Origin of the sequence: Ruminococcus sp. AF20-12LB (assembly GCF_003478985.1) — a bacterium.
In the GTDB taxonomy this organism is placed as follows: Bacteria; Bacillota; Clostridia; order Lachnospirales; family Lachnospiraceae; genus Blautia_A.
Map to the genome: position 1 here is coordinate 92297 of NZ_QUGH01000001.1, position 25299 is coordinate 117595.

A 25299-nucleotide genomic window follows, 5' to 3' on the forward strand; every position below is an offset into this window, starting at 1 on the left:
CGCAAGCTACCATTCACCCGAATACTACGAAAATACACCAAAATCACAAAGGAGACAACGCAAATGTCTGAATTAGAGAGAATATTAGAAGAAAAACTGATCGAACAACTTGTTTATGGAGATTCTCAGTGGACATACCGTAAGGATCTGAAAACAGAGGAGGATCTGTGGGAAAATTTCAAATATATCCTGGAACAGAACAATAAGGATCGATTAAACGGAGAACCGTTGTCTGATACAGAATTTGAACAGGTAAAAAATCAGCTGCAGTTTTCTTCTTTTTATAAGGCTGGTGAGTGGCTTGTCGGTGAAAATGGTAAAGTTCAGGTTCATGTGCAGAGAGATACCGAGCGTTTGCATCTGGTAGTTATGAATCATGAGCATATTGCGGGAGGTAGCAGTGTTTATGAGGTCATCAATCAGTATGAAGCGTTGAAAAGTGATGAAGATGCAGGCATTTCGGAGCGTGACAGAAGATTTGATGTGACTTTGCTTATCAACGGTCTTCCCATGATACATATTGAGCTGAAAAACAAGCAGCATTCCTATATGGAGGCATTTCGTCAGATAAAAAAATATATCGGAGAAGGCAAGTTCACCGGTATTTTTTCAGCAGTACAGATGTTTGTGGTAAGTAATGGAGTAGACACCAGATATTTTGCAGCAGCCAGTGATACAGAGCTGAACGAGAAGTTTATGAGCGGATGGGTAGATAGGGAAAATAAGCCGGTATCGGATTATCTTGATTTTGCAAAAAGTGTACTTCGTATTCCGGAAGCTCATGAGATGATCGCAAGATATACTGTTTTGGATAAAGATGCGAAACGACTGATTCTTCTTCGACCATATCAGATTCATGCGATTGAATCCATACGGGAAGCATCCAAAACTACAAAATCCGGCTATGTATGGCATACAACCGGCTCCGGAAAAACGTTGACTTCATACAAAGCAACAAGGAATCTTCTTATGGATATTCCTTCTATTGATAAAGCAATCTTTCTCATTGACCGAAGAGATTTGGACACACAGACAACCATGGCATTTCAGGCTTATGCCAACAATGATTCCATTGATGTTGATGAAACCAGCAATGTAACAGATCTGAAAAATAAACTGAAGTCCGGCGACCGGCAGGTAATTGTAACAACGATACAGAAGCTGCAGATACTGATCAGTAAGCGAATTATAGAAGATACACCAGAATACAGAAAAATTAAAAATCTTAAAATCGCTTTTGTAGTGGATGAATGTCACAGGGCTGTCACACCAAAAACCAAAAGAGAACTGGAACATTTTTTTGGAAGATCTTTATGGTATGGATTTACCGGCACGCCAAGATTTCCGGAAAATCCATATCCACAGCTGGGAGATCTGCCACGTACAACGAAGGATCTGTATGGGGAATGTCTTCACAAATACACAATACAGAATGCGATTCATGATAATGCTGTACTGGGCTTTCAGGTGGAGCATAATGGACCGAAACAGATTACAGATGAAACCGATACCAGTGCATATGATAATGAAGCTCATATGTTGAAAGTGCTGGATGTTATTTTGAATAAATCTTATTATAAGCTGGGATTTCAGAACGGAAAAGGAGAAACCTATGAGGGACTTCTTACAACAAGTTCCATTCAGTTGGCACAGAAGTATTATGATCTTCTTTTAAGAGTAAAAAAGGGAGAAACGTCGCTGAAGATCGATGAGAGAATCCGACAGGTGCTTCCGGATTTTCCGAAATTTGCCATTACCTATTCAGTAACAGAAAATGAAGAAGGTTCCCACGTAAATCAGCAGAAGATGCAAAGATCATTAGATGAATACAATAGGATGTTTGGAACAAAATATGAGCTTTCTCAGATCCAGAGCTACAACGGAAATCTGAATAAGCGTCTTGCGCGCAAAGATGCAAAATTCAAAAGCCGAAACGAACAGCTGGATCTGGTTATTGTTGTAGATCGACTGCTGACGGGATTTGATGCTCCGTGTCTGTCCACAATTTTTATTGACAGACAACCCATGGGACCCCATGATCTGATCCAGGCATTTTCCAGAACAAACCGTATTTTTAACAGAAATAAAACCTATGGACAGATCGTAACCTTTCAGGCACCGAAATTATTCCGGAAAAGTGTGGACGATGCCGTAAAATTATATTCTGCCGGCAGTACAGGCTCAACATTTGTAGCAGATTGGGAAGAAGTGGAACCGGCCTTTCGTAAGGCACTGGCAGCTTTACGTATTTCAGCAGAAACACCGGATGAAATAGCGGATATGTCACTGAAAGAGAAGAAGGTGTTTGTAAAAATATTCCAGAATTTTGACCGACTGTTTGCACAGCTGAAATCTTTTACAAAATATGAGGATAGTATGCTGGAGGAATATTGTATTACTCAGAAAGAATACGAGGATTATGCCGGGTATTATCAGAATGCAATGGAAGAAATCCGAATCGCAAACGGAGATGGAAAAGACCAGCCAGGGGATGATGAGACGCAACCAGCAGATTTGGATTATGAGTTAATGGCGTACAGTAACACCAAAATTGATTATGAATATATCATTAATCTGATCCAGAATATTGTTACACCGGATGAAGATTCAGAAGATAGTTCACCGGAAGAACGTCAAAAGCGTATAGATGAGGTTAAGCAATATGTCTGTGAATTGCAGAAAACAAACTCTAAGGTAGCAAAAATCATGACAGATCTGATCTATGAAATTGAAATGGATGACAGAAAATTCAGGGGAAAATCCATTCTTAATATAATGGAAAAAATGAAATATGATTGCATTGATAAAGTGGTTTCGGATTTTTGTACAACCTGGTATGCATCAAAAGAAGATGTAATGTATGCGGCCATGCATTACAGAAATGGAAAGATACCTAATGAAAGCGTGATCAAAGATACTATTAATTATGCAGAGTATAAGGCAGCACAGGAAAAACCTTTGCCAAAATTTAAGTATAATCGGCGCTGTATAGAAGAATTAGGTAAGATCCTGGATGAGGAAATAAAGCCGCTGATCAATATTGCATAATATACTGTAATTGCTTATATCAGTGTAAGTGATTTCTGGAAAGGAATAACCTATGCAGAATGATGTAAACAAAAAACAGCTGTTTTACGAGTATTATCATCAATGGATAGAAGTATACAAAAGAGGTGCAATCAGAGAAGCGACAATGGCAAAATATCTGATGACGTTGAAATGGGTAAAAAAACTTGCTCCGAATCTGCAGGTGTCGGAACTTACCCGGACAACGTACCAGAAACTGCTTAATGACTATGCCAGGGAACATGAAAGACAGACAACACTGGATTTTCATCATCAGCTGAAAGGTGCGGTTCTGGATGCGGTAGACGAAGGTCTCATTGAACGTGATCCAACCAGAAAGGCGATTATCAAAGGAAAATCACCAGGCGCAAAGAAGATAAAATATCTTAATCAATTTGAACTTCATACCCTGATCGCACATCTGGACATTGGGGAGCAGGTAAATTGGGATTGCTTTATCCTTCTGGTTGCAAAGACTGGCATGCGTTTTTCGGAGGCACTTGCCATCACACCGGCAGATTTTGATTTTGCACGACAGACTTTATCTGTAAGTAAAACCTGGGATTATAAAGGTGATGGTGGATTTCTACCAACAAAAAATAAATCATCTGTAAGAAAAATCCAGATTGACTGGCAGATCGTAGTTAAGTTTTCGGAATTGATAAAGGGACTTCCCCAGGACGAACCGATTTTTGTAGGCGAAACAAAGATATATAATTCTACAGTAAATGATGCACTGACCAGACATTGCAAAGAATGTGGAATATCGGAAATATCGATTCATGGACTCAGGCATACCCATGCATCATTACTGTTGTTTGCCGGGGTATCCATTGCCAGTGTGGCCAGAAGACTGGGGCATGCCAGTATGACAACAACACAGAAAACATATCTGCACATTATTCAGGAACTGGAAAATAAAGATGTGGACCTGGTTATGCGAACTCTGTCCGGTTTATAAAGTATTATATTAATAAAAATCATGAAAATGTTGTCTGTTATAGAGTTACATAGCAAATAAGGATTGCAGATATGCGTCTGACAAAAAGAAATACTTACGCTGATTGAAAAAAGAACCTGTAAAAAGTGAATCAGATAACACTTTTTTACAGGCCCTTTTTTCACATTAATTCCGGAGCTGCTATAAATTGTAGCCAATCAGTAATTGTAGGCTCCCTCATAAGCATTGCATCGTTCCTTCCGATGTCCCTGCTCTACACAGGAGCTGCATCGGTCACAAAATTCCTGTTCATAGCAGGTGGAACAGACACACCCCTTACAGGCATTCCGGTCATAAGCCGGCGTGCAGGTAAAAGGAAGAGTATCCTTCGTAGTTTCCGTACTCATAAAGATCACGCTCCTTTTTTTTATATTATAGACCTATCAAAGAAGCGTTTCAATACAAATCTTACCGGGAGGAACTCCACCGTCCGGAAGCTCCGCAAGGAAGCACCAGCCCACTCTCCGTCACAGGAAGCCCGATTTCCTGAGATTCCACATTACCTTTCCAAGGCTTCAGTTCGGTAGCCAGCATATAAGTCAGCACAGCCGGTGCAAGCCCCGTAGTATAGGAATTCACCAGGAAAAACAGCGGATCATCACTGAGGATCTTCGTACAAAGCTTGATCAGCGGATGGATCGCATCCTCGATCTTCCAGATCTCGCCCTTAGGTCCGCGGCCGTAAGAAGGCGGGTCCATAATGATCGCATCGTAATGATTACCTCTGCGGATCTCACGCTCTACGAACTTCACGCAGTCATCCACAAGCCAGCGGATCGGCGCACCGGAAAGTCCGGAAGCAGCAGCATTCTCTTTTGCCCAGTTCACCATACCCTTTGAAGCGTCCACGTGAGTAACGGAAGCACCGGCTGCAGCTACAGCCAGAGTAGCGCCGCCGGTATAGGCAAAAAGATTCAGCACCTTGATCGGGCGTCCTGCATTGCGGATCTTTTCACTGAACCAGTCCCAGTTCACAGCCTGCTCCGGGAAAAGTCCTGTATGCTTGAAGCTGAAAGGCTTCAGATTGAAAGTAAGGTCCTTGTAATGGAGCTCCCACTGATGAGGCAGATCAAAGAACTCCCACTCACCGCCGCCACGGCTGCTTCTGTGATAATGTCCGTTCATATGCTTCCAGCCACGGTTTTTGCGGGGAGTATCCCAGATTACCTGCGGGTCCGGACGAACCAGAAGATAATCTCCCCAGCGCTCCAGCTTTTCTCCTTTTGATGTATCAATAACTTCATATTCTTTCCATCCATCTGCAATCCACATGATGATCAATACCTCTTTCATAATAGTAAATTTATAAGATATATATAGCATTTTTATATAGCATTTCCGGAGATCACTGTACCAGATCCGGCCGATCGGGACGTGAATCCATAAAAACGCCATAATAATGTTTTTTCCAGTATAGAGGAAAAATGGATGCTGTGCAAGAGAAGTGCAGGATTTTCCACGAAAGATTTGACAACAGCGCTTTTACATACTAAAATGTACGCAGAGATTTTCTGCCGGGGCAGAGGCTTCCCGCTTCCGTGAAACTGTGGCTGTTTTTTGCGGAAGAGATTTTGCAGAGAATTCCTGACAGACAGAAATCGTTAACAGAAGAAACACAGCAACCGCAGATATGAAACTGTGCACAAAAAGAGGAGAAGCAAACTTATGAAAAAATATTGTGAGATGAGCAGGGAAGAGCTACTCGATTTAAAGAAAGAACTCGACCGTAAGTTCGACGAGATCAAAGCTGAAGGTCTGGCACTGGATATGTCCCGTGGTAAACCTGCACCGGATCAGCTTGATCTTTCCATGAAAATGATGGAAGTACTTGCAGGGGATGCAGATCTGAAATGTGAGACCGGTGTGGACTGCCGTAACTATGGAGTCATCGACGGAATCCCGGAAGCCAAGAGACTTCTCGGTGAGATGTCAGAGGTAGAGCCTGAGAACATCATCATCTATGGTAACTCCAGTCTGAACGTAATGTTCGATACCATTGCACGTTCCTATTCCCACGGAGTAATGGGAAATACACCATGGTGCAAGCTTGACAAGGTGAAATTCCTCTGTCCTGTACCAGGATACGACCGTCATTTCCGTATCACAGAATTTTTCGGCATTGAGATGATCAACATTCCGATGTCTCCGGAAGGCCCGGATATGGACATGGTTGAGAAGTATGTCAATGAAGATCCGGCAGTAAAAGGAATCTGGTGTGTTCCGAAATATTCCAATCCGCAGGGCTACACTTATTCCGAAGAAACAGTTAAGCGTTTTGCGCATCTGAAGCCGGCCGCACCGGACTTCCGTATTTACTGGGATAACGCTTACAGCATCCATCATCTCTATGATGACAATCAGGATTTTCTTCTTGAGATTCTTGATGAGTGTGCAAAAGCAGGAAATCCGGACATTGTTTATAAATTTACTTCTACCTCCAAGGTAAGCTTCCCTGGTTCCGGTATCGCAGCAGTTGCTGCATCCAAAGCGAACCTGGATGACTTCCGCAAATACATGACTGTACAGACCATCGGACACGACAAACTGAACCAGCTTCGTCACGTTCGTTTCTTCAAAGATATCAACGGACTGCATGAGCATATGAAGAAACACGCAGACATCCTTCGTCCGAAATTCGAGCTTGTTCTCGCAACACTGGATAAAGAACTTAATGGACTTGGAATCGGTGAGTGGACCAAACCTCACGGCGGATATTTCATTTCCTTTGATTCTATGGAAGGCTGTGCGAAAGCCATCGTTGCCAAAGCAAAAGAAGCAGGCGTTGTTATGACTGGAGCCGGCGCAACCTATCCATATGAAAAGGACCCGAAAGACAGCAATATCCGTATTGCGCCAAGCTACCCAAGCGTTGAGGAACTTGGCAAGGCAGCAGAGGTATTTGTTCTCTGTGTGAAGCTTGTAAGTGTGGAAAAACTTCTGGAGAAATAAATCGATCACATCAGACTGCCCGGTATTTCAGCATGCGTAATACCGGGCAGTCATAACTATTGGAGAGAGCTCATGGATGAGGAAAAAGAAAAAATGAAAACAGGCAAAAAGTTGGTCATTGCACTGATCATGATCCTGCTGATCCTTACAGCAGGGGCTTATGGATATGGTGTACACTATTTTACAGATCATTTTCTGCCGGGATCTCAGGTTAATGGTTTTAACTGCTCTTATAAAACTGCGGATGAAACAGAAAAACTTCTTGCAAAGGAAGTGCAGGCATATGTCCTTACCGTTGAGACAAGAAACAACGGAAAAGAGAGCATTACCGCAAAAGAAGCCAGCCTGGTCTACAAGCCGGATGGCGGAGCCAAAAAGCTGATCAGGAAACAGGACCGGTACAAATGGTTCCTTGCTTTTAATCAGAAGAAAAAATATACACTGGCAGCGGATACTGCTTATGAAGATCAGAACAAGCTGACAGAGGCTGTGAAGAACCTGAAATGCATGCAGAAGGACAATATGGAAAAGCCTGAAGACGCATGCATTAAGGATAATGGCGAAACCTACGAGATCCAGCCGGAAAAAGAAGGAACGACCCTGGATACAAAAAAGGTTCAGAAGGTGATCCGTGCAGCTGTTTCCGCAGGAGACAAAGCAGTCAGTCTGGAAAAGAAAAACTGCTACAAAAAACCATCGATATATAAAGACGATGAAGCTCTGAAAAAAGACTGTGATCAGATGAACAAGCTTACCAGCTGCGTGATCACCTATGATTTTTCGGACCGGTCTGAACAGCTTGACCGAAATACCATCAAAGACTGGCTGGTCAGGGACGCAAACGGAGATTATATAGTAAACAAAGACCAGGTTGCAGCTTATGTGAACAGCCTGGGATACAAATATGATACCTTTGGCTGCACGAGGACATTTACCACCTACGATGGCCGCCAGAAAACCATCAAGGGCGGTGATTATGGATGGGCTATCGATCAGACCGCAGAGACTGAATGGCTTTATAATGCCATTCTTGCAGGAACCACAGAAGTGAGACAGCCGGCTTATGCTTACAGTGGACTTTGCAGAGATACCAATGATATCGGAAATACATATGTAGAGATTGACCTGACCAACCAGAGAATGGTATTCTATAAAGACGGACAGCTTCTGGTAGATACACCGGTAGTTACCGGCTGTGTCCGAAAGGGCCATTCCACACCAACCGGATGCTTTGCACTGGATGCCATGCGTTCACCGGCAGTTTTGAAGGGACCTGGATATGCATCACCGGTTACATACTGGATGCCGTTTTCCGGAGGAGTCGGAATCCATGACGCAAGCTGGCGTTCACAGTATGGTGGGCAGATCTATATCACAAATGGTTCTCATGGCTGTGTAAACACCCCGAAGGATAAGGCGGCAATCATTTATAATAATATTAGTGTAGGAGTACCGATCGTAGTTTATGAATAAGAGATTAAAAGAAATATTAAAAGAATACGAAGAAAGAAAACACAAGATCATCAAGGGAGATGAAAGTATGAATATCGTTGTATTGGCAGGCGGAACCAGTACAGAAAGAGAGATTTCCATCGTAACAGGAACAGGTGTCTGCAAGGCACTTCGTAAAAAAGGCCATAATGCCATTCTTGTAGATATTTTCTGCGGACTGGAGCCGGTGGACTGGGATGAGCCCTTTGGAGATAAAGATTATGAGGTAGATTCTGCGGCAGAGTATATGAGAAGCTTCGATGATGATATCGAAGAGATCAAACGCACAAGAAGAAGCTTTTTCGGACCGAATGTACTGGAATTGTGTCAGGCAGCAGACATTGTATTTATGGGACTTCACGGTTCCAACGGAGAGGATGGAAAGGTTCAGGCAACCTTCGATCTTCTGGGAATCCGTTACACAGGAACCGGATATTTAAGCAGTGCCCTTGCTATGGATAAGGGTCTCACTAAGAAGATCTTTCTCATGGATCAGGTACCGACACCGAAGGGCGTTTCCATGCTGAAAGAAAACTGTACAAGAAACATCCATGATCTTGGTATGGAATTTCCTGTTGTTGTAAAAACATGCTGCGGTGGTTCAAGCGTAGGTGTTTATATTGTAAACAATCAGAAAGAATATGAGGATGCCATTGATGGTGCTTATTCTTATGAAGATGAGGTAGTTGTTGAAGAGTATATCAGAGGCCGTGAGTTTTCCGTTGCAGTTGTAGACGGAAAGGCTTATCCGATCATCGAGATCGCACCGAAGCAGGGCTTTTATGATTACAAAAACAAATATCAGGCAGGCTCCACAGTAGAAACCTGTCCGGCTGAGATCTCACCGGAACTGACTGAGAAAATGCAGCATTATGCGGAAGCTGGCGCAAAGGCTCTCTGCATTGAAGGCTATGCACGTTTTGACTTCATGATGAAAGAAAACGGTGATATGTACTGCCTGGAGGCAAACACACTTCCGGGAATGACACCCACCAGTCTGATCCCGCAGGAAGCAAGGGTCCTGGGAATCGACTATCCGGATCTCTGTGAAGAACTGATTCGCATTTCTTTTAAGAAATACAGAAAATAAAATATCTGACCGTAACTCCTCCTGTTGTCAGGAGGAGTTTCTGGCAAAAGAAAGGATTTTATTCATGAAAAATCTTACATTGGAAAATATCACAAAAGTCTGCAATGGTATTTACCACGGCCCGCAGGAAAAACTTCAGGAGGAAGTGACTGCGATCACAACTGACAGCCGTAAGGTGGAAAAAGGAGGTCTTTTTGTACCGGTAGTAGGAGAGCGTGTAGATGCTCACCGTTTTATCCCGCAGGTAATGGAAGCAGGTGCACTTGCAACCTTATCCGAGAGAACTCTTGAAGGAGCGGATCATCCGTATATCCAGGTAGGCTCCTCCCTTCAGGCAGTAAAAGACATTGCGGAGTTTTATCTGGAGCAGCTTGATATTCCTGTTGTGGGAATCACAGGAAGCGTTGGAAAGACCAGCACAAAAGAGGTGATTGCCTCTGTGCTGAAGGAAAAATACCGTACACTGAAAACTCAGGGGAATTTCAACAATGAGCTGGGACTTCCACTGACAGTATTCCGCCTTCGTGATGAAGATGAGATCGCAGTTCTGGAAATGGGAATCAGTGATTTCGGTGAGATGACCCGTCTTGCAAAGATCGCAAAACCGGACACCTGCGTGATCACAAACATCGGAACCTGTCATCTGGAAAACCTTGGGGACAGAGACGGCGTCCTGAAGGCAAAAACAGAGATTTTTCAGTATGTGAAGAAAAATATCGTACTTAACGGTGATGATGATAAGCTCTCCACAGTAAAGGAATACAACGGTATGCAGCCGGTATTTTTCGGAAACGGAGAAAATGCTTCTGTTACCTGTGAAAATGTGGAAAGCCGTGGCCTGAAGGGAATGAGCTGTGACATCTGTCTGAAGGGAAAAATGGCAGAGAACGGAGAACTCCAGACATTTCATGTAGATATTCCAATGCCGGGACGTCATATGGTATCCAATGCGCTGGCAGCAGCAGCTGTGGGCAGACTTTACGGACTGAATGCAGAGCAGATCAAAAATGGCATCGAAAGCCTGGAACCGGTCAGCGGAAGATTCAATATGATCGAGACCGATAAATTCATGATCGTAGATGACTGCTACAACGCAAACCCCATGTCCATGAAGGCTTCCCTGGATGTTCTTCAGGACGGACTTGGAAGAAAGGTTGCCATCCTTGGCGATATGGGTGAGCTTGGAACTGATGAAGCTGCACTTCATGAAGGTGTAGGCGTTCATGCAGGTCAGTGCAGGATCGATGCATGTATCTGCGTAGGACCACTTGCAGCCCATATCGCGGAAAAAGCATCTCAGACCAATCCGGACCTGACAGTCATCCGGGAAAAAGATCTGGAAAGCCTTCTTAAGAACCTGAACACATATGTGAAACCTGGAGATACCATCCTCGTAAAGGCTTCTCACTTCATGAAATTTGAAAATGTAGTCAAAGCACTGCAGGAAATGTAAAAAGACCGAAAACAGGGGCAGCATTTGACGAACGAAAATTCTTTCCAGTTAAGTTATATAGAAGTATAATATTCCTAAGGCGATGAGCAGTGCAGCTATAGAACGAAAGTACGCTCAGGCACTGTGCGGCAGTGAAAAAGGGAGGGCTTATGCTGGAGATGATCATGAAGCTGAACATCCCGCTTTACGTCATGACATCCATGGGATGTATCGGCGGTCTGGGGATGCTGGCAACAAACCTTACCTACCGAAGAATGATCCGAAATACGCAGCGATTACAGAATCTGAAAGAAAAATGGCTGAACCTGTGGAAGTCAAGGGACAGGCTCTGGCATCGGATGAACCGATTTGTGTGGTATCCGTCACTGTTTTGTACATTTCTTCTGGGACTGTCTGTTTTTCTCAACAGCAGACTGGGATACAGGGAAGGATTGCCTATGCTTTATCTCTATATAGGGGCAGCAGTGCCGGTAGTACTGCTTCTTCTTCGTCAGGCATTGGACTTTTCTTATAAGGAAGAGCTTGTGATGGCTTCTCTTGCAGATTATGTGGAACAGGTCCGTACCTGGGTAGAGGAAGTACCGGTCGCAGAAAAACCGGATCCTGTTTTGCAGGAAGAGATCGTAGATAAGATCACCAGAAGTATCCGTCAGACGGCTGCTACCGGAAGCCACTTCAGCAAGATGCTTTCTCCGGAGGAGGAAGAGATCATGCGGGAGATCATACGGGAATTTATGAATGCAGAGTAAGAACAGAACCTGTTATATCTGAGAAAATACTGACATGCGCATAAGGATATTCCTGAATAAGGAGAGCGGATGCAGTGATTTCCAGAAATGCTGCAGATTAACCGAATCAGGTAAGTCCCCTGCCTCAATTGCGAAAAGTAATAAGCAATAAGCAGCGGAGGGCTTGAGGATATCCGCTTGACGAAATATATACTTACAAAAAAACTCTCCGGCAGATACGATTCTTTGTATCCGCCGGAGAGTTCTTTTATGTATGCAGTTGTGTAAGATAAGGAATTTATCAGCTATACCGCCTCAACCCATGGAGATCGGGCCGCCACGGAGCTTGCCGGCTGTGGTGATCCTCTTGATCGCAACCATGTAAGCTGCCATACGGAGCGTTACATTTTTCTCCTGGCTGAGAGCATAAACTTCATTAAAGGCAGTAAGCATGATCTTCTGAAGCATCTTGTTAACTTCATCAAGATCCCATGTAAGGTTCTGGATGTTCTGTACCCACTCGAAGTAGGAAACAACAACACCGCCTGCATTGGAAAGGATATCCGGGCATACGATGATTCCTCTGGAATTCAGGATCTCGTCAGCTTCAACAGAAGTCGGTCCGTTGGCAGCCTCGATGATCAGTTTTGTCTGGATGCGTCCGGCGTTATCTTCTGTGATCTGATTCTCAAGGGCAGCTGGGATCAGAACATCACATTTGCAGGTGATAAGGCCGTCATTTGTAACGTGGGAAACGCCCTCTGCCTCGTATTTATCAAGAGTATTTCCTTCGGAAATAAATTTGCGGATCGCAGGAATATCAAGTCCGTCCTCGCAGTAAAGACCACCGGTGTAATCACTGACAGCAACCACCTTCTGACCATTCTTATAAAAAATCTCAGCGGCAGTTCCGCCTACATTTCCCATACCCTGAACAGCGATAGCGGCGTGTGCAGGATCAACATGATTCTTTTCCATGCACTGATAAGCGATGATGGTAACTCCGCGTCCGGTAGCTTCTACACGGCCGACAGAACCGCCGATCTCGATCGGTTTACCGGTAACAACACCCGGAACAGTATGGCCTGTGAACATGCTGTAGGTATCCATGATCCATGCCATGACCTCACCATTTGTATTAACATCCGGAGCTGGGATATCCTTATCCGGTCCGATGATCGGAAGGATACGGGTTGTATAACGACGAGTCAGACGGATCAGCTCAGCTCTGGAAAGCTTGGAGGGGTCAACCTTAATACCACCCTTGGCGCCGCCGTAAGGAATATTTACAACAGCACATTTAAAAGACATCCATGCTGCAAGTGCCTTTACCTCGTCCATGTCGGAATTCTGATGGTAACGGATGCCGCCCTTGCACGGTCCACGTGCGCTGGAATGCTGAACACGGTATCCCTCGAATACTTTAATAGAACCGTCATCCATACGGATCGGGATAGAAACCTTAAGCTCACGTTCCGGGTAGCAAAGTGTTGCGTAATCTTCATAACTGAGACCAAGTGCCTCTGCAGACTGCTTCAGGACAGAGAGCATATTGTCGTATGGATTATACTTTTTATCTGCCATTGTTACCACTCCTTTGAAAATAAATATTTTTAATTTTTGTATTAAGAATAATATTATTCATCTGATGAACAGAGTATATCATAATGAATTTGAATAGTAAATAATTTTATTCATTAAAATATATACAAAAATATTTATATTCTTTTGGGCGTTTTTACATAACCATATGTTAAAATAAAAACAGTGTATAACAGAATAGAATGTGAACATTCGATTTACTGCTTTACGACAGATGTATCAAGTATAAAATCAGTAAGACCAGGAGGATATTTCATGGAAAATCAGTTACAGAAGCTGATCATTTCAGCACAGCTGACACCAAAGGAAAAAGAAGTTGCAGACTATGTTCTTGAAAATCTGCAGAAATGCTGTTTTATGACGTCAACAGAGCTGGCCGGGGTGCTGAATGTGAGCTATTCCTCCGTGATCCGGCTTACCAAGACACTGGGCTTTACCGGGTATCCGGACTTTCAGAATTTTCTGAGGGAGAGCTATGCGGAACAGTCCAGGGATGTGGATGCCGGAATCCTCATTCCTGCGGAACGTATCGAGGCGATCAAGAAAAAGGAGCACAAGGCAACGGTTCAGGATACGGTATGCGCCTATACTCTCAGCAATATCCAGAGTACCATCGCCGGCAATACCGAAGAACAGTACCGTAAAGCCACCAGTATCCTCATCAACAGCGATGTGAAATATATTTTTTCCTCAAGAGGATCAACCTGTGTGGGAGAATTTCTGAATACGATCCTCAGACAGACACTTCCTCATGTATATAATTACGGAAGTCATGGACAGAACATGTTTGATTTTGCCAGTGATCTGAAAAAAGGTGATGCTGCTGTTTTTATCACCTACTCCAGGTATTCCAGGCTGATGTATCTCACTGCTGAGATGGTACATAAGCAGGGGGCATCCATTATCCTTTTGACAGACAAGCCTACCTGTGAAACAGCCAAGTTTGCGGACGTGGTACTGACGGCCAGAGGCGACAGCAGTGAATTCTATAATTCCTATGTAGCAGGAATGTTTGCCGCAGAAATGCTCTGCGCTTATATATGCAGAGAAACAAACTACTCCAATCAGGAGCTGCTGGAGCGCATTGATGAATATACCTCCCAGATTGGGAATTTTTAAAAAAAGAGAACGCAGGATAAGCATTCGTGGCTTTCCTGCGTCCTTTTACATGTTACTCAGTCTTCCTCGATTACCTGGATCTCCAGATAGTCGAATTCAATATGTTCAATGAAATTATCCTGATAAAAACGAGCCTTATCATGCTTTTTGAAATCCCGCACTGTGGCATCCAGCCAGATAGGATTTCCCAGATCCATTTGATAGCAGATTTCCTCAAGTCCGTGAAAAATCTTGTGGGTTCTGGTATCATCGCTGTCATCACAGACAACGGTGTCCTGAAGCATGCGATTGTCTTTCCATATTTTTCCCCATAAACGAAACATAAACAGTACCTCCGTATTGAAACTGCCACAGCCGGCAGAATATAAATATCCGTCCGATATGGTCTTCAGTATAGCGGATTTTGCAGGGAAAGTAAAGCACAGGGCAGCAACGCTTGTACGCAAAACAATGCACCAGGTATGCTCACTTTTATTGACTAATGTGTAAAAATCCTCTATAATAAACGAAATTATGAAAAAAAGAATCATTACAGATTGGAGGAACCGAAATGAAACTTTACGATACCGGCGTTTATCTTCAGAACGGACAGGAAATCATTCCTGAGAACCAGGCTGATCTGCCTGTAGCGAAAGAAGAGGCTGCTAAGAATACCATCGCATATTCTATTCTCAAGGCTCATAATAAATCCGATAACATGGAGAAACTTCAGATCAAATTCGATAAACTGACTTCCCATGATATCACATTTGTGGGAATCATCCAGACTGCAAGAGCTTCAGGACTTGAGAAGTTCCCGGTACCATATGTACTGACCAACTGCCATAACTCCCTCTGTGCAGTAGGCGGAACCATCAATGAAGATGACCACATGTTTGGTCTCACCTGTGCCAAAAAGTACGGCGGAGTTTATGTACCGCCTCATCAGGCAGTTATCCATCAGTTTGCAAGAGAAATGCTTGCAGGCGGCGGAAAGATGATCCTCGGCTCCGACAGTCATACAAGATACGGAGCACTTGGAACCATGGCTATGGGAGAGGGCGGACCGGAGCTTGTAAAACAGCTTCTCTGCCAGACATACGATATTAATATGCCAGGCGTAGTTGCTATTTATCTGAAAGGTGCTCCACGTCCGGGTGTAGGACCGCAGGATGTTGCGCTTGCCATCATCGGCGAGGTTTTTGCCAACGGCTATGTGAAGAATAAGGTTATGGAGTTCGTTGGACCAGGAGTTGCCAGCTTAAGCGCAGATTTCCGTATCGGTGTTGATGTTATGACAACAGAAACCACATGTCTTTCCTCCATCTGGCAGACAGATGCGAAGATCGAGGAATTCTATGCGATCCACGGAAGACCGGAGGATTACAAAGAACTGAAACCGGGCAACGTTGCATACTATGACGGCTGTGTAGAGATCGACCTCAGTGAGATCAAACCAATGATCGCAATGCCGTTCCACCCGAGTAACACCTACACCATCGATGAGCTGAAGGAAAACCTTGACGATATCCTTGCAGATGTGGAGAAGAGAGCACAGGTAAGCCTTGACGGAAAGATTCCGTTCACATTGAGAGATAAGGTAGTTGATGGCAAGCTTTATGTTGAGCAGGGAATCATTGCCGGATGTGCAGGCGGCGGATTCGAGAATATCTGCGCAGCAGCAGATATCCTCAAGGGCAAAAATATCGGCCATGATGCCTTCACCTTAAGTGTATACCCGGCAAGTACTCCAATCTACATGGAACTGGCTAAGAATGGTGTTCTTGCAGAACTGATCGGAACAGGCGCAGTTGTGAAAACTGCATTCTGCGGACCGTGCTTCGGCGCCGGAGATACACCTGCAAACAATGCATTCAGTATCCGTCATACAACCAGAAACTTCCCGAACCGTGAAGGCTCCAAGATCCAGAACGGTCAGATCTCTTCGGTTGCACTTATGGATGCACGTTCCATTGCAGCTACAGCAGCAAACAAGGGATTCCTTACCTCAGCAGAGGAGTTTGACGGAAGCTATTCCGAGCATAAATACTACTTCGATAAGTCTATCTACGAGAACCGTGTATTTGACAGCAAGGGCGTGGCAGATCCAAGCGTAGAGATCCAGTTTGGACCGAATATCAAAGACTGGCCGGAGATGGCTGCACTTGCAGACAACCTGATCCTGAAGGTTGTTTCCGAGATCCACGATCCGGTTACTACCACTGACGAGCTGATCCCGTCCGGTGAGACATCCTCCTACCGTTCCAATCCGCTTGGACTTGCAGAGTTCACACTGTCCAGAAAGGATCCGGCTTATGTTGGCCGTGCAAAAGAGATCCAGGCAGCACAGAAGGCGATTCAGGCAGGTAACTGCCCGGCAGAGGCTGTTCCGGAACTGAAACCGGTTATGGAAACCATCCATAAATCCTATCCGGATGTTGATAAGACAAACCTTGGCGTAGGAAGCACCATCTTTGCAGTGAAACCTGGCGATGGCTCTGCCAGAGAGCAGGCTGCATCCTGCCAGAAGGTACTTGGCGGCTGGGCAAACATTGCCAATGAGTATGCAACCAAGAGGTATCGTTCCAATCTGATCAACTGGGGTATGCTTCCATTCCTGATCCCGTCCGGAGATCTTCCGTTCAAGAACGGTGATTATCTGTTCTTCCCGGGAATCCGCAAGGCGGTTGAGGAAAAAGCAGACGTGATCAAGGGATATACTGTTGAAGGTGATTCTTTGAAGGAGTTCGATGTAACTCTGGGTGAGCTGACAGATGATGAGAGAGAGATCATCCTTAAGGGTTGTCTGATCAATTATAATCGTAAATAGATGCAGGGATTGAACATATGCAGAGCGTGAAGGCGTTGGAGCTGTGTTCATGAATATGCTGCAGAGCGGAATATAGTAATTTAAGAATTTCCGTGTTGTTTTGCAGACTGGTGACCGTTTTGATCAAGGTTGCCGGTCTGCTTTTTTACTTTTAGAGGTGTGGTTGTGGGAAGTTTTTAGGGTTGTGGATACTTATTTTTATGGGATTTGGATGATGCGGACGCGTGAGATGTCCTGTGGGGAGCAGAGGCTGTCGTTTCGCCTGGTCATACTAAGCGTCTGAGGCAACCTGTGAAAAGGCCGGCCCATAACTCGCCATGTACGCTGATGCGTACCCGGCTCAGACAGATGGGCCTTATTCTGCGGCCTGTATCCGCAGAATACCTTTCCACAGGTCACCCCAGACGCCAAGTATGACCAAAGGCTCACTCCGAAGCCCCTGCTCCCCACAGGACACCTCACGCTGACATTCCCAGAGACAAACCCCAGCCCCGGTAAAAATATCAAGAAAAGCTCAATAAATGATGACCGTCTCAACACTCTTCGTTATTCAATTTTTCTTCTTCGTTCTTTCGAATAAAGTTTATCTCAATCCCCTGCAAACATTGCAAAGTACAAACATTGTAAAGTACAAACATTGCAATGTTTGCAGGGCCAATACAGTCACACAGAAACTTTTCTAACTAACTTTCCATGTTCGAAAGTCAGGGCGGGAAGGACGGGCGGGGCGGGTGACTCTGCAGGAGTCGTAGTACTTCTTAGGCCGCGGGGAGGCTGCGTTGCTGGAAAAATCCCAGCTGTTTGAGCGTTAGCGAGTTCTGGGATTTTTTCAGCGGTTTTAGCAGAATCCCCGCAGCCTTAGAAGCACTAGATCTCCGAAGCCTCACCCGCCCCGCCCGTCCTTCACGGCCGTCCGTTCGCAACATACCATCCCGTTCTTCACAACTTCACAATAGCATAAATTAACAGAAAATAATAAAAAACACAAACAAATTATAAAATATAAACACCTAACAAAACAAATAAATAAAAATAATAGCATAAAAACACAAAAATGTATTGACAAATACCCGCAACGATGTTATTATAAGACCATCAAAAACAACAAGAGAAAAACAAAAAAGAAAATCATTCAATTCATAGCATAGATGCACATGAAGGATGAAGAAAGGAAAAGGTGATTCCAGTGGGAACATAAACAAACACCATCATCAATATGAGAGTGACAGGAACCGGATTTCCTGCAAGAAAGACCTGATACAGATCACATATGATACACCTTAAGAAAACAGAAGTTTCTTTTATGAAATATAAATAAGATCCTCTTAAATCTTACTTATATTTTAAGAAATCAGAAACAAAAGGAAATCAGTATTTCAGGTAATATAGAATCGGTAACTCATATTGAACAACTGTCACACACCTGATACAAAGATTTCAGGAAATATGTAAAGAAATATTTCCCGAAAGAGTAAAACCCTCAACTCACCGGTTCGTTGGAAAGAAGAGATTCCAAGAACAAACGTGAAGATGAGAACGATACTTTGAAATGCATATCAGAACCATTAGGATATGGATTGAAGCTTTGCATCAGAAGAATATCTGAGAGGATATTAAAAACAGAAGAATCGGGCAGGAACTTTTTTCCAGGATACTTTAAAGAACTGCAGAGGAGAAAATCCCAATAGGTCGATTTGAATCAGCAGATCACAAAGTACAGAGATAACAAATGGTTTTGAATTTAAGAAGTTAAGTCCAGAATTGTTTAGTGAACAGGAAAAAGTATAACCACCGAAATTCTTCAGATAAACAGGAAATCAAACATCGTAAAAGATGATTTCCAATCTATAAAACTTTCTAAATAATCGAGGAGATATACTTACATATATCAGTCGTTTATGAGCAGGAAATAAAAAAGAAGAGAGAATCTGAAAAAGAAAAATTTCAAAATTGAATAAAGAGAATCGAAATTATTTTATAAAGTATATAAAATCAGAGATTTCGATTGATAAATATAATAAGTATAACAAGAAAACTTTATTCGAAAGAACGAAGAGGAAGAAAAATTGAATAACGAAGAGTGTTGAGACGGTCATCATTTTTGGAAACTGTAAAAGTAAAAAAAGTGATGACCGTCTCGTTGTGTATATAAGATTGCATATGTTAAGTATATAATCGTTCCGAAAAGCCCTGGATAAAATAATATGATCCGATCAGAGATCAAAATTTTCAATCAGAGATTTTCCGAACAGTTATATTTATCAGTTGCCATCAAAAACATCATCAGTTATACTTCTGTGAGAAAGGAAGTAAGATGAGAAAATATGTGGAATTATCAGATTGAAGAAAATATTTTATATGAAGACAAAGAAATCCTTGTGTGCAGAAAAACAGCAGGAATGCCGGTGCAGGCAGCAAAAATAGGAACAATGGACATGGAAAGTGCCCTGAAAAATTATCTGGTTAAAAAAACACCGGGGAAGATCCCATATCTGGGAGTAGTGCATCGCCTTGATCAGCCGGTAGAAGGCATTCTTGTATTTGCGAAAACATCCGAAGCAGCAGGAAATTTGAGTAAACAGATGATGGCAGGAGGCGCCGGAAAATATTACCTGGCAGTAACAGAGGGAAAAGCAAAGAACTCAGAAGGGACTCTTACAGACTATCTGAAAAAAAATGGAAAAGCCAACATGTCTCAGGTTGTGTCTGCAAATACACCGGGAGCAAAAAAAGCAATCCTTCATTATAAAGTTCTGGATCAGCAGGAGATAAACGGAAAATCCCGGACACTTCTTAAGATCAGGCTGGAAACAGGTCGACATCATCAGATCCGTGTGCAGCTCTCTCATGAGGGAATCCCCCTTCTGGGAGACCGGAAATATAATCCTTCAGGAGAAAAAGGTACATCACTGGGACTTTGTTCCAGTTGTCTGGAATTCAAACACCCCAGAACAGGAAAAATGATGAAGTTTGAAACAGAGCCACAGGGAAGCGCGTTTCTGGATTTTGTGAAAAAAATGTAAAAACTCTGGACGGAAATACGAAAAAGTGTATAATGTAAAAAGCAAGTAACCAAATGTAAGTTTTTTGTAAAGTATAAGTTACTGTGGACGGACAAGGCAGACGATAAAGAACAGTAACCAGCGAGGAAGAGGAGATTACAATGAAAAGAGCTGCAGTAGCGTCAGCAGCCTTGTTGGCTGTGGCAACCCTGCTGACAGGCTGTCAGAAAGAAGAAGTAGAAAAGCTTGTTGCACCGCTTGTAGCAGATGTCCAGGAAACCCCTGAAGCAACCGAAGTGGAAGAAGAAAAAAGCCCGCTGATCCCTGAGATCGATGACACTCTTTCTATTGAAGAAGGTGCCAGAATAGCTGTTGTCAGCAAAAGCAAAAAAGGTGAGTTCTGGAATAAAGTAAAAGAAGGAATGGAAGCTGCTGTCAAGGACGTAAATGAGGCGTACGGTTTCAAAAAAGACAAGCAGATCACGATGACCTTTGAGGGTCCGGATGATGAAGAGGACGTAGAAAGTCAGATCAATACTCTTGATGCAGTGATCGCTGAGAATCCATCTGTAGTGTGTCTTTCTGCCGGAGACATGGATTCCTGTCAGGCACAGCTGGAAGCAGCGAAAGAGAACGGAATTCCGGTGGTCGCATTTGATTCCAATGTCAGTGATACGAAGCTGGTCAGAGCTTTCCGTGGAACAGATAATACACAGATCGGCAAATATGCAGCATATAAGCTTGGTAGCGCCATTGGAAAAATGGGAAATGTGGCTGTTTTTTCTGCACAGGAGAAAACACAGAGCGCTCAGGAACGTGTAAAGGGATTTCTGGATAATATTGCAAATTATACGGATATTAAAGTGGTGGAAACCGTATATTCTGACCAGGTTGATGATATGAAGGAAGCCATGAAGGAAGTTCTGGATAAATATCCGGCACTGGATGGTGTTTTCTGCACCAATGCCGAGGTTTCTGAAATGTTTCTGGAGGTAAATAAGGACACAGGAGAAAATAAAGTTGCTATGGTAGGCGTAGATGCAACCAGCAAACAGCAGGAAGCAATCCAGAAAGGGGAAGAACTGGGAGTGCTTTCCCAGAATCCTTATGCGATGGGATATCAGACCATGTGGGCGGCTATTCAGTCTACTGCACCGAAGAAGGAAACAAAGATTGATAAGAAGGTTTTACTTGATCCGGTATGGATCGATGCTGAGAATATCAAAAGCGAAGACATTACAAATTATCTGTATAATTAACAGATAATTTGTAATTTGGTCGGATGAGGCAGTTCACATTTATCACCTGTTCATAACTGAAAGCCATCAGTCCGATGAAGATGTAAAGAACATTTTCATCGGGCTGATGGCTTTTTTGAATAAAAATAAAAAATATGAATAGAATAAACAAATAAAAAGTGTGCGAAAAAATGGCAAAAATATAACATATATGACGAGTTTTTGACACAATACAAATAAATTTCTCGTTAAAATGCATAATAAACATTGTTTTAAAAAAGCGATTGTGGTACAATTTGGATATGCAGAGAGGCGGTGATCAGATGATCCAGGAAACGATCAAGGCAGTGAAAGAGGCGGAGGCAAAAGCGCAGCAGAAGATAAAGGATGCATCCGTCCGTGCACAGAGTATCATCAGCGAAGCTGAGAAAGAGGCAGAGAATATTATCAGAAAGTCGGAAACAGCCGCCGGCGAACAGGCGGCATCTGATATGAAAGCAGCCGAGGAACGTGCACACAGTACAGAGAACACTGTCGTTGGACAAGTAGAGGAGGAGCTTGCAGCTTTGAAAAAGAAAGCGGAGTCGAAGCACGAGCAGGCTATCCAGGCAGTAATGGACAGTTTGTTCTGAGAGGGGGAGTGCGAAAATGGCAGTATTGCAGATGCAGCGAATCAGTATCTGCGCAATGAAAAAGAACCGTAAGGCCATATTGGAAGAACTGCAGTCAATTGGAGTATTGGAGATCGATGCAGCGGAGCTGGATCCGGAGCTTAAGACGATGGATACCATGAATGCCCGGCTGATCTTTGAGAAGAACGCATCCCTTTGTGATCAGGCAATCGAAATACTGGATGAATTTTCAAAGGAAAAGCAATCCATGCTGGCATCCCTGGCAGGGAAACCGCTGATCGGAAGGAAGCAGGAGGAAGAAGCTATCCGGGATCAGGAAGAGATCCTGAGAACAGCCAGAGAAATCCAGGGATACCGGAAGAAGCTTACAGAGAACAGTGCGGCGGCAGTTAAGCTAGAACAGCAGGAAGCAGCTCTTGCTCCATGGCTGAAGCTGGATATTCCGATGAACTTCGGAGGTACAGCGAAAGCAGCGGTACTTGTGGGAAGTATTGACGGAAATATAACTCTGGATCAGGTATACAGTCAGCTGGCAGCGGATGCACCACAGCTTGAAGCCTTTGATATCCGGGAAATCTCAAATGACGCCGGTAAGCTGAGCCTGGTGGTTGTCTGCCTGAAAGCACAGGCGCAGGAACTGGAAGAAGCGCTTCGGATGCAGGGATTTGCAAGACCGGCACAGCTGGTATCAGAGGTTCCGGCACAGGAGCTGGAGAACCTTAAGAATGAAGTGGTACGCATTCAGGAAGAGTCCGAACAGATCCGGGAGCAGATACGAGCTCTTCACGGCAGGAAGAGCTCTCTTCAGCTTTTGTCCGATTATTTCCGAATCCGTGCACAGAAATATGAGGTATTAGGACAGCTCCGCCAGTCGGAGAGCACTTTTTTTGTGACAGGATATCTTCCGAAGAAACAGGTTCCTGCAATGGAGAAACGGTTTACGGAGAAGTACGATATTGTTTTTGAAGCAGAAGATGCTGAGGGAGAAAATGTTCCGGTTGCCCTTCAGAATGGTAAATTCGGAGCAGCAGGAGAGGGAGTTCTGGCAGCATTTGGTCTTCCCGGAAAGGGAGAGATCGATCCTTCCACGATCATGACAGCCTGCTATGTATTTCTTTTCGGACTGATGTTGTCAGACGCAGCATATGGACTGATCGTCTTTGCAGTCTGTCTGGGAGTACTTCTGAAGTTCCCCAGGATGGAGAGCGGAATGCAGAAATCCATCCGGCTTTTTATGTACTGTGGATTGTCCACTTTGTTCTGGGGAGTGATGTTTGGCGGATATTTCGGAGATTTTATCGATGTATTTTCGAAGGTATATCTGCACAGGCCGGTCACGGTGAAGCCGGTATGGTTTGCACCGTTAAATGAGCCGATGCGACTTCTGGTGTTTTCCATGCTGTTTGGCCTGATCCATATGTTTCTGGGAATGGGGCTTAAGGGCTACATGCTGTTACGTGACAGAAAATATCTTGACTTTTTCTGTGATGTAGTGCTTTGGTTCCTGCTTCTTATGGGACTGATCCTGATCTTTATCCCAAGCAGCATGTTCCGTTCTATTTCTCAGATGGATCTGAATCTTTCACCGGCAGTGATACAGGTCGGAAAATGGATGGCGATCATCGGAGCAGTGGGAATTCTCTTCATGTCAGGAAGAGATAAGAAGAATCCGTTCCTGAGACTGGCGCTTGGAGCCTACGATCTTTACAATATCACGGGATGGGTCAGTGATATCCTTTCCTACTCCAGACTTCTGGCTCTGGGACTTGCCACCGGAGTTATCGCGTCAGTTATGAACCAGATGGGAAGTATGCTGGGAGACAGTGTTCTGGGATGGATCGTATTTATCCTTGTATTTGTGATTGGTCATATCTTTAACCTTCTGATCAATCTTCTGGGTGCATACGTGCACACCTGCCGATTACAGTACGTAGAGTTTTTCGGCAAATTCTTTGAGGGCGGAGGAAAAGAGTTCCACCCCTTCCGCGAAAATACAAAATATGTAGATATTAAGGAGGATTAATATTATGAGTGGTATCGTTTGGGCATTATTGGGAGCAGCAATTTCCGTAGCTCTTGCAGGTATAGGTTCCGCCATCGGTGTTGGTACAGCCGGCCGTGCAGCAGCAGGTGTTGTAACAGAAGACCCGGACAAATTTGCCAAGGTTCTTCTTCTGCAGCTTCTTCCTGGTACTCAGGGTATTTACGGACTGCTGGTAGCATTCCTTGCACTTTCCAAGGTTGGTATCCTGGGCGGCGGTGTTGCTGATATTTCCCTGGAAACCGGTCTTATGATCTTTGTGGCTTGTCTTCCGATTGCTATCGCAGGTCTTCTTTCCGCGATCCATCAGGGAAAAACTTCCGTAGCTTCCATCGGTATCGTAGCCAAGAAGCCGGAGCAGTTCGGTAAAGCCATGCTTTTCCCTGCAATGGTTGAGACATATGCGATTCTGGCTCTTCTGATCTCCATTCTTGCAGTCAGCGGAATTCAGGTTTGATTCATCAGGAGGGGCAGAGCATGACAGGATTAGAGAAGATGGTAAGCCAGATTCTTGAAGAGGCCGATGCTTCTGCAGCCGTTGCGATCAGTGATGCGGAGAAAAAAGCCGCAGAGATCCTCAGGGAAGCCGGAGAAAAGGCAGATAAGATCCGGCAGCAGAGAGAAGAACAGTCCAGGGCAAAGGTGAAAAGCTATGAAGAGCGGACAGCTTCCGCTGCAGATATGAAGAAGCGTACCGCAGTTCTTGCAGCCAAGCAGGAACTGATCGGAAATGTGATCGCAGATGCCTGTGACCGTGTGAAGAATCTGGATGAAGAAAAATATTTTGGGATCCTTAAGAATATGGCTGAGAAATATCTTCTTCCAAGAGAAGGAGAGATCTGTTTTTCAAAAAAGGATCTGGAACGTATGCCGGCAGGTTTCCGTGAGGAAATAAAGAGCCTGGCACAGAAAAAGGGTGGTGTGCTGGAAATTTCCGGTGAAACCCGAAACATAGACGGAGGTTTTATCCTGATATACGGCGGCATTGAGGAAAACTGTTCTATTGATGCCATGTTCGCAGAGAAGCGGGATGAGCTTCTGGATCAGGTAAGAAAGATTTTGTTTGCGTAAAACACCAT

At 44.0% G+C, this 25299-nt stretch carries 19 protein-coding genes; 15 read left to right on the plus strand and 4 right to left on the minus strand.

The features are described 5' to 3' along the window. The first annotated feature begins 63 nt into the window (after nucleotides 1-63). Both DWX61_RS00405 and DWX61_RS00410 read left to right on the plus strand, forming a co-directional pair. Nucleotides 64-3048, plus strand: coding sequence for a type I restriction endonuclease subunit R, EcoR124 family (locus DWX61_RS00405; protein WP_270426797.1), 2985 nt, complete (start codon nucleotides 64-66; stop codon nucleotides 3046-3048). 52 nt (nucleotides 3049-3100) lie between these two features. Then, nucleotides 3101-4027, plus strand: coding sequence for a site-specific integrase (locus DWX61_RS00410; RefSeq protein ID WP_118623222.1), 927 nt, complete (start codon nucleotides 3101-3103; stop codon nucleotides 4025-4027). 197 nt (nucleotides 4028-4224) lie between these two features. Here the strand turns inward: DWX61_RS00410 and DWX61_RS00415 are convergent, their stop codons facing one another. Both DWX61_RS00415 and DWX61_RS00420 read right to left on the minus strand, forming a co-directional pair. Further along, nucleotides 4225-4413: a hypothetical protein gene (locus DWX61_RS00415; protein ID WP_118623224.1), complete on the minus strand. Its 189-nt coding sequence runs from the start codon at nucleotides 4411-4413 to the stop codon at nucleotides 4225-4227. Nucleotides 4414-4474: 61 nt separating this feature from the next. Then, nucleotides 4475-5338, minus strand: coding sequence for a class I SAM-dependent methyltransferase (locus DWX61_RS00420; RefSeq protein ID WP_118623628.1), 864 nt, complete (start codon nucleotides 5336-5338; stop codon nucleotides 4475-4477). A 393-nt stretch (nucleotides 5339-5731) separates the two neighbouring features. Between DWX61_RS00420 and DWX61_RS00425 the strand changes: the two genes are divergently transcribed. From DWX61_RS00425 to DWX61_RS00445, 5 genes are all read left to right on the plus strand, one after another. Beyond that, nucleotides 5732-7015, plus strand: a complete 1284-nt coding sequence (locus tag DWX61_RS00425; RefSeq protein WP_118512694.1) for an aspartate aminotransferase type Ic — start codon at nucleotides 5732-5734, stop codon at nucleotides 7013-7015. A gap of 72 nt (nucleotides 7016-7087) precedes the next feature. Then, nucleotides 7088-8488 (plus strand): L,D-transpeptidase family protein, encoded by a 1401-nt coding sequence (locus DWX61_RS00430; RefSeq protein ID WP_118623226.1) that lies wholly within the window; start codon nucleotides 7088-7090, stop codon nucleotides 8486-8488. Next, nucleotides 8481-9596, plus strand: coding sequence for a D-alanine--D-alanine ligase family protein (locus DWX61_RS00435; RefSeq protein ID WP_330673190.1), 1116 nt, complete (start codon nucleotides 8481-8483; stop codon nucleotides 9594-9596). Before DWX61_RS00430 ends, DWX61_RS00435 begins: the two co-directional genes overlap by 8 nt. 64 nt (nucleotides 9597-9660) lie before the next feature. After that, complete coding sequence (locus DWX61_RS00440) at nucleotides 9661-11049, plus strand: UDP-N-acetylmuramoyl-tripeptide--D-alanyl-D-alanine ligase (protein ID WP_118512692.1); 1389 nt, start codon at nucleotides 9661-9663, stop codon at nucleotides 11047-11049. A gap of 149 nt (nucleotides 11050-11198) precedes the next feature. Continuing rightward, nucleotides 11199-11798: a hypothetical protein gene (locus tag DWX61_RS00445; protein ID WP_118512691.1), complete on the plus strand. Its 600-nt coding sequence runs from the start codon at nucleotides 11199-11201 to the stop codon at nucleotides 11796-11798. Between the two features lie 294 nt (nucleotides 11799-12092). Here DWX61_RS00445 and DWX61_RS00450 read toward each other — a convergent pair whose 3' ends face one another. After that, on the minus strand, nucleotides 12093-13361 hold the full coding sequence (locus tag DWX61_RS00450; protein ID WP_118512690.1) for a Glu/Leu/Phe/Val family dehydrogenase: 1269 nt from the start codon (nucleotides 13359-13361) through the stop codon (nucleotides 12093-12095). A 273-nt stretch (nucleotides 13362-13634) separates the two neighbouring features. On the opposite strand from DWX61_RS00450, the gene DWX61_RS00455 reads away from it, so the two are divergent. Beyond that, on the plus strand, nucleotides 13635-14498 hold the full coding sequence (locus DWX61_RS00455; RefSeq protein ID WP_118512689.1) for a MurR/RpiR family transcriptional regulator: 864 nt from the start codon (nucleotides 13635-13637) through the stop codon (nucleotides 14496-14498). A 56-nt stretch (nucleotides 14499-14554) separates the two neighbouring features. Here DWX61_RS00455 and DWX61_RS00460 read toward each other — a convergent pair whose 3' ends face one another. After that, on the minus strand, nucleotides 14555-14821 hold the full coding sequence (locus tag DWX61_RS00460) for a hypothetical protein (protein WP_015526267.1): 267 nt from the start codon (nucleotides 14819-14821) through the stop codon (nucleotides 14555-14557). Nucleotides 14822-15048: 227 nt separating this feature from the next. Here DWX61_RS00460 and DWX61_RS00465 point away from each other — a divergent pair, with 227 nt between their 5' ends. The 7 genes from DWX61_RS00465 (at nucleotide 15049) to DWX61_RS00495 (ending at nucleotide 25291) form a co-directional block, all read left to right on the plus strand. Then, a complete protein-coding gene (locus DWX61_RS00465; RefSeq protein ID WP_118623228.1) occupies nucleotides 15049-17307 on the plus strand; it encodes a hydratase in 2259 nt (752 codons plus the stop codon). Nucleotides 17308-19631: 2324 nt separating this feature from the next. Continuing rightward, nucleotides 19632-20330: an RluA family pseudouridine synthase gene (locus DWX61_RS00470; RefSeq protein WP_118512687.1), complete on the plus strand. Its 699-nt coding sequence runs from the start codon at nucleotides 19632-19634 to the stop codon at nucleotides 20328-20330. 140 nt (nucleotides 20331-20470) lie between these two features. Beyond that, on the plus strand, nucleotides 20471-21568 hold the full coding sequence (locus DWX61_RS00475) for a substrate-binding domain-containing protein (protein WP_118512686.1): 1098 nt from the start codon (nucleotides 20471-20473) through the stop codon (nucleotides 21566-21568). Nucleotides 21569-21843: 275 nt separating this feature from the next. Then, a complete protein-coding gene (locus DWX61_RS00480; protein WP_207664982.1) occupies nucleotides 21844-22179 on the plus strand; it encodes an ATP synthase subunit B family protein in 336 nt (111 codons plus the stop codon). A 16-nt stretch (nucleotides 22180-22195) separates the two neighbouring features. After that, complete coding sequence (locus tag DWX61_RS00485) at nucleotides 22196-24202, plus strand: V-type ATP synthase subunit I (protein WP_118623230.1); 2007 nt, start codon at nucleotides 22196-22198, stop codon at nucleotides 24200-24202. A gap of 4 nt (nucleotides 24203-24206) precedes the next feature. Then, nucleotides 24207-24677, plus strand: coding sequence for a V-type ATP synthase subunit K (locus DWX61_RS00490; protein WP_015526259.1), 471 nt, complete (start codon nucleotides 24207-24209; stop codon nucleotides 24675-24677). 20 nt (nucleotides 24678-24697) lie between these two features. Then, the gene (locus DWX61_RS00495; RefSeq protein ID WP_118623232.1) at nucleotides 24698-25291 is read left to right on the plus strand and encodes a V-type ATP synthase subunit E; all 594 of its coding nucleotides are present in this window, start codon (nucleotides 24698-24700) and stop codon (nucleotides 25289-25291) included. Nucleotides 25292-25299: the final 8 nt, after the last annotated feature.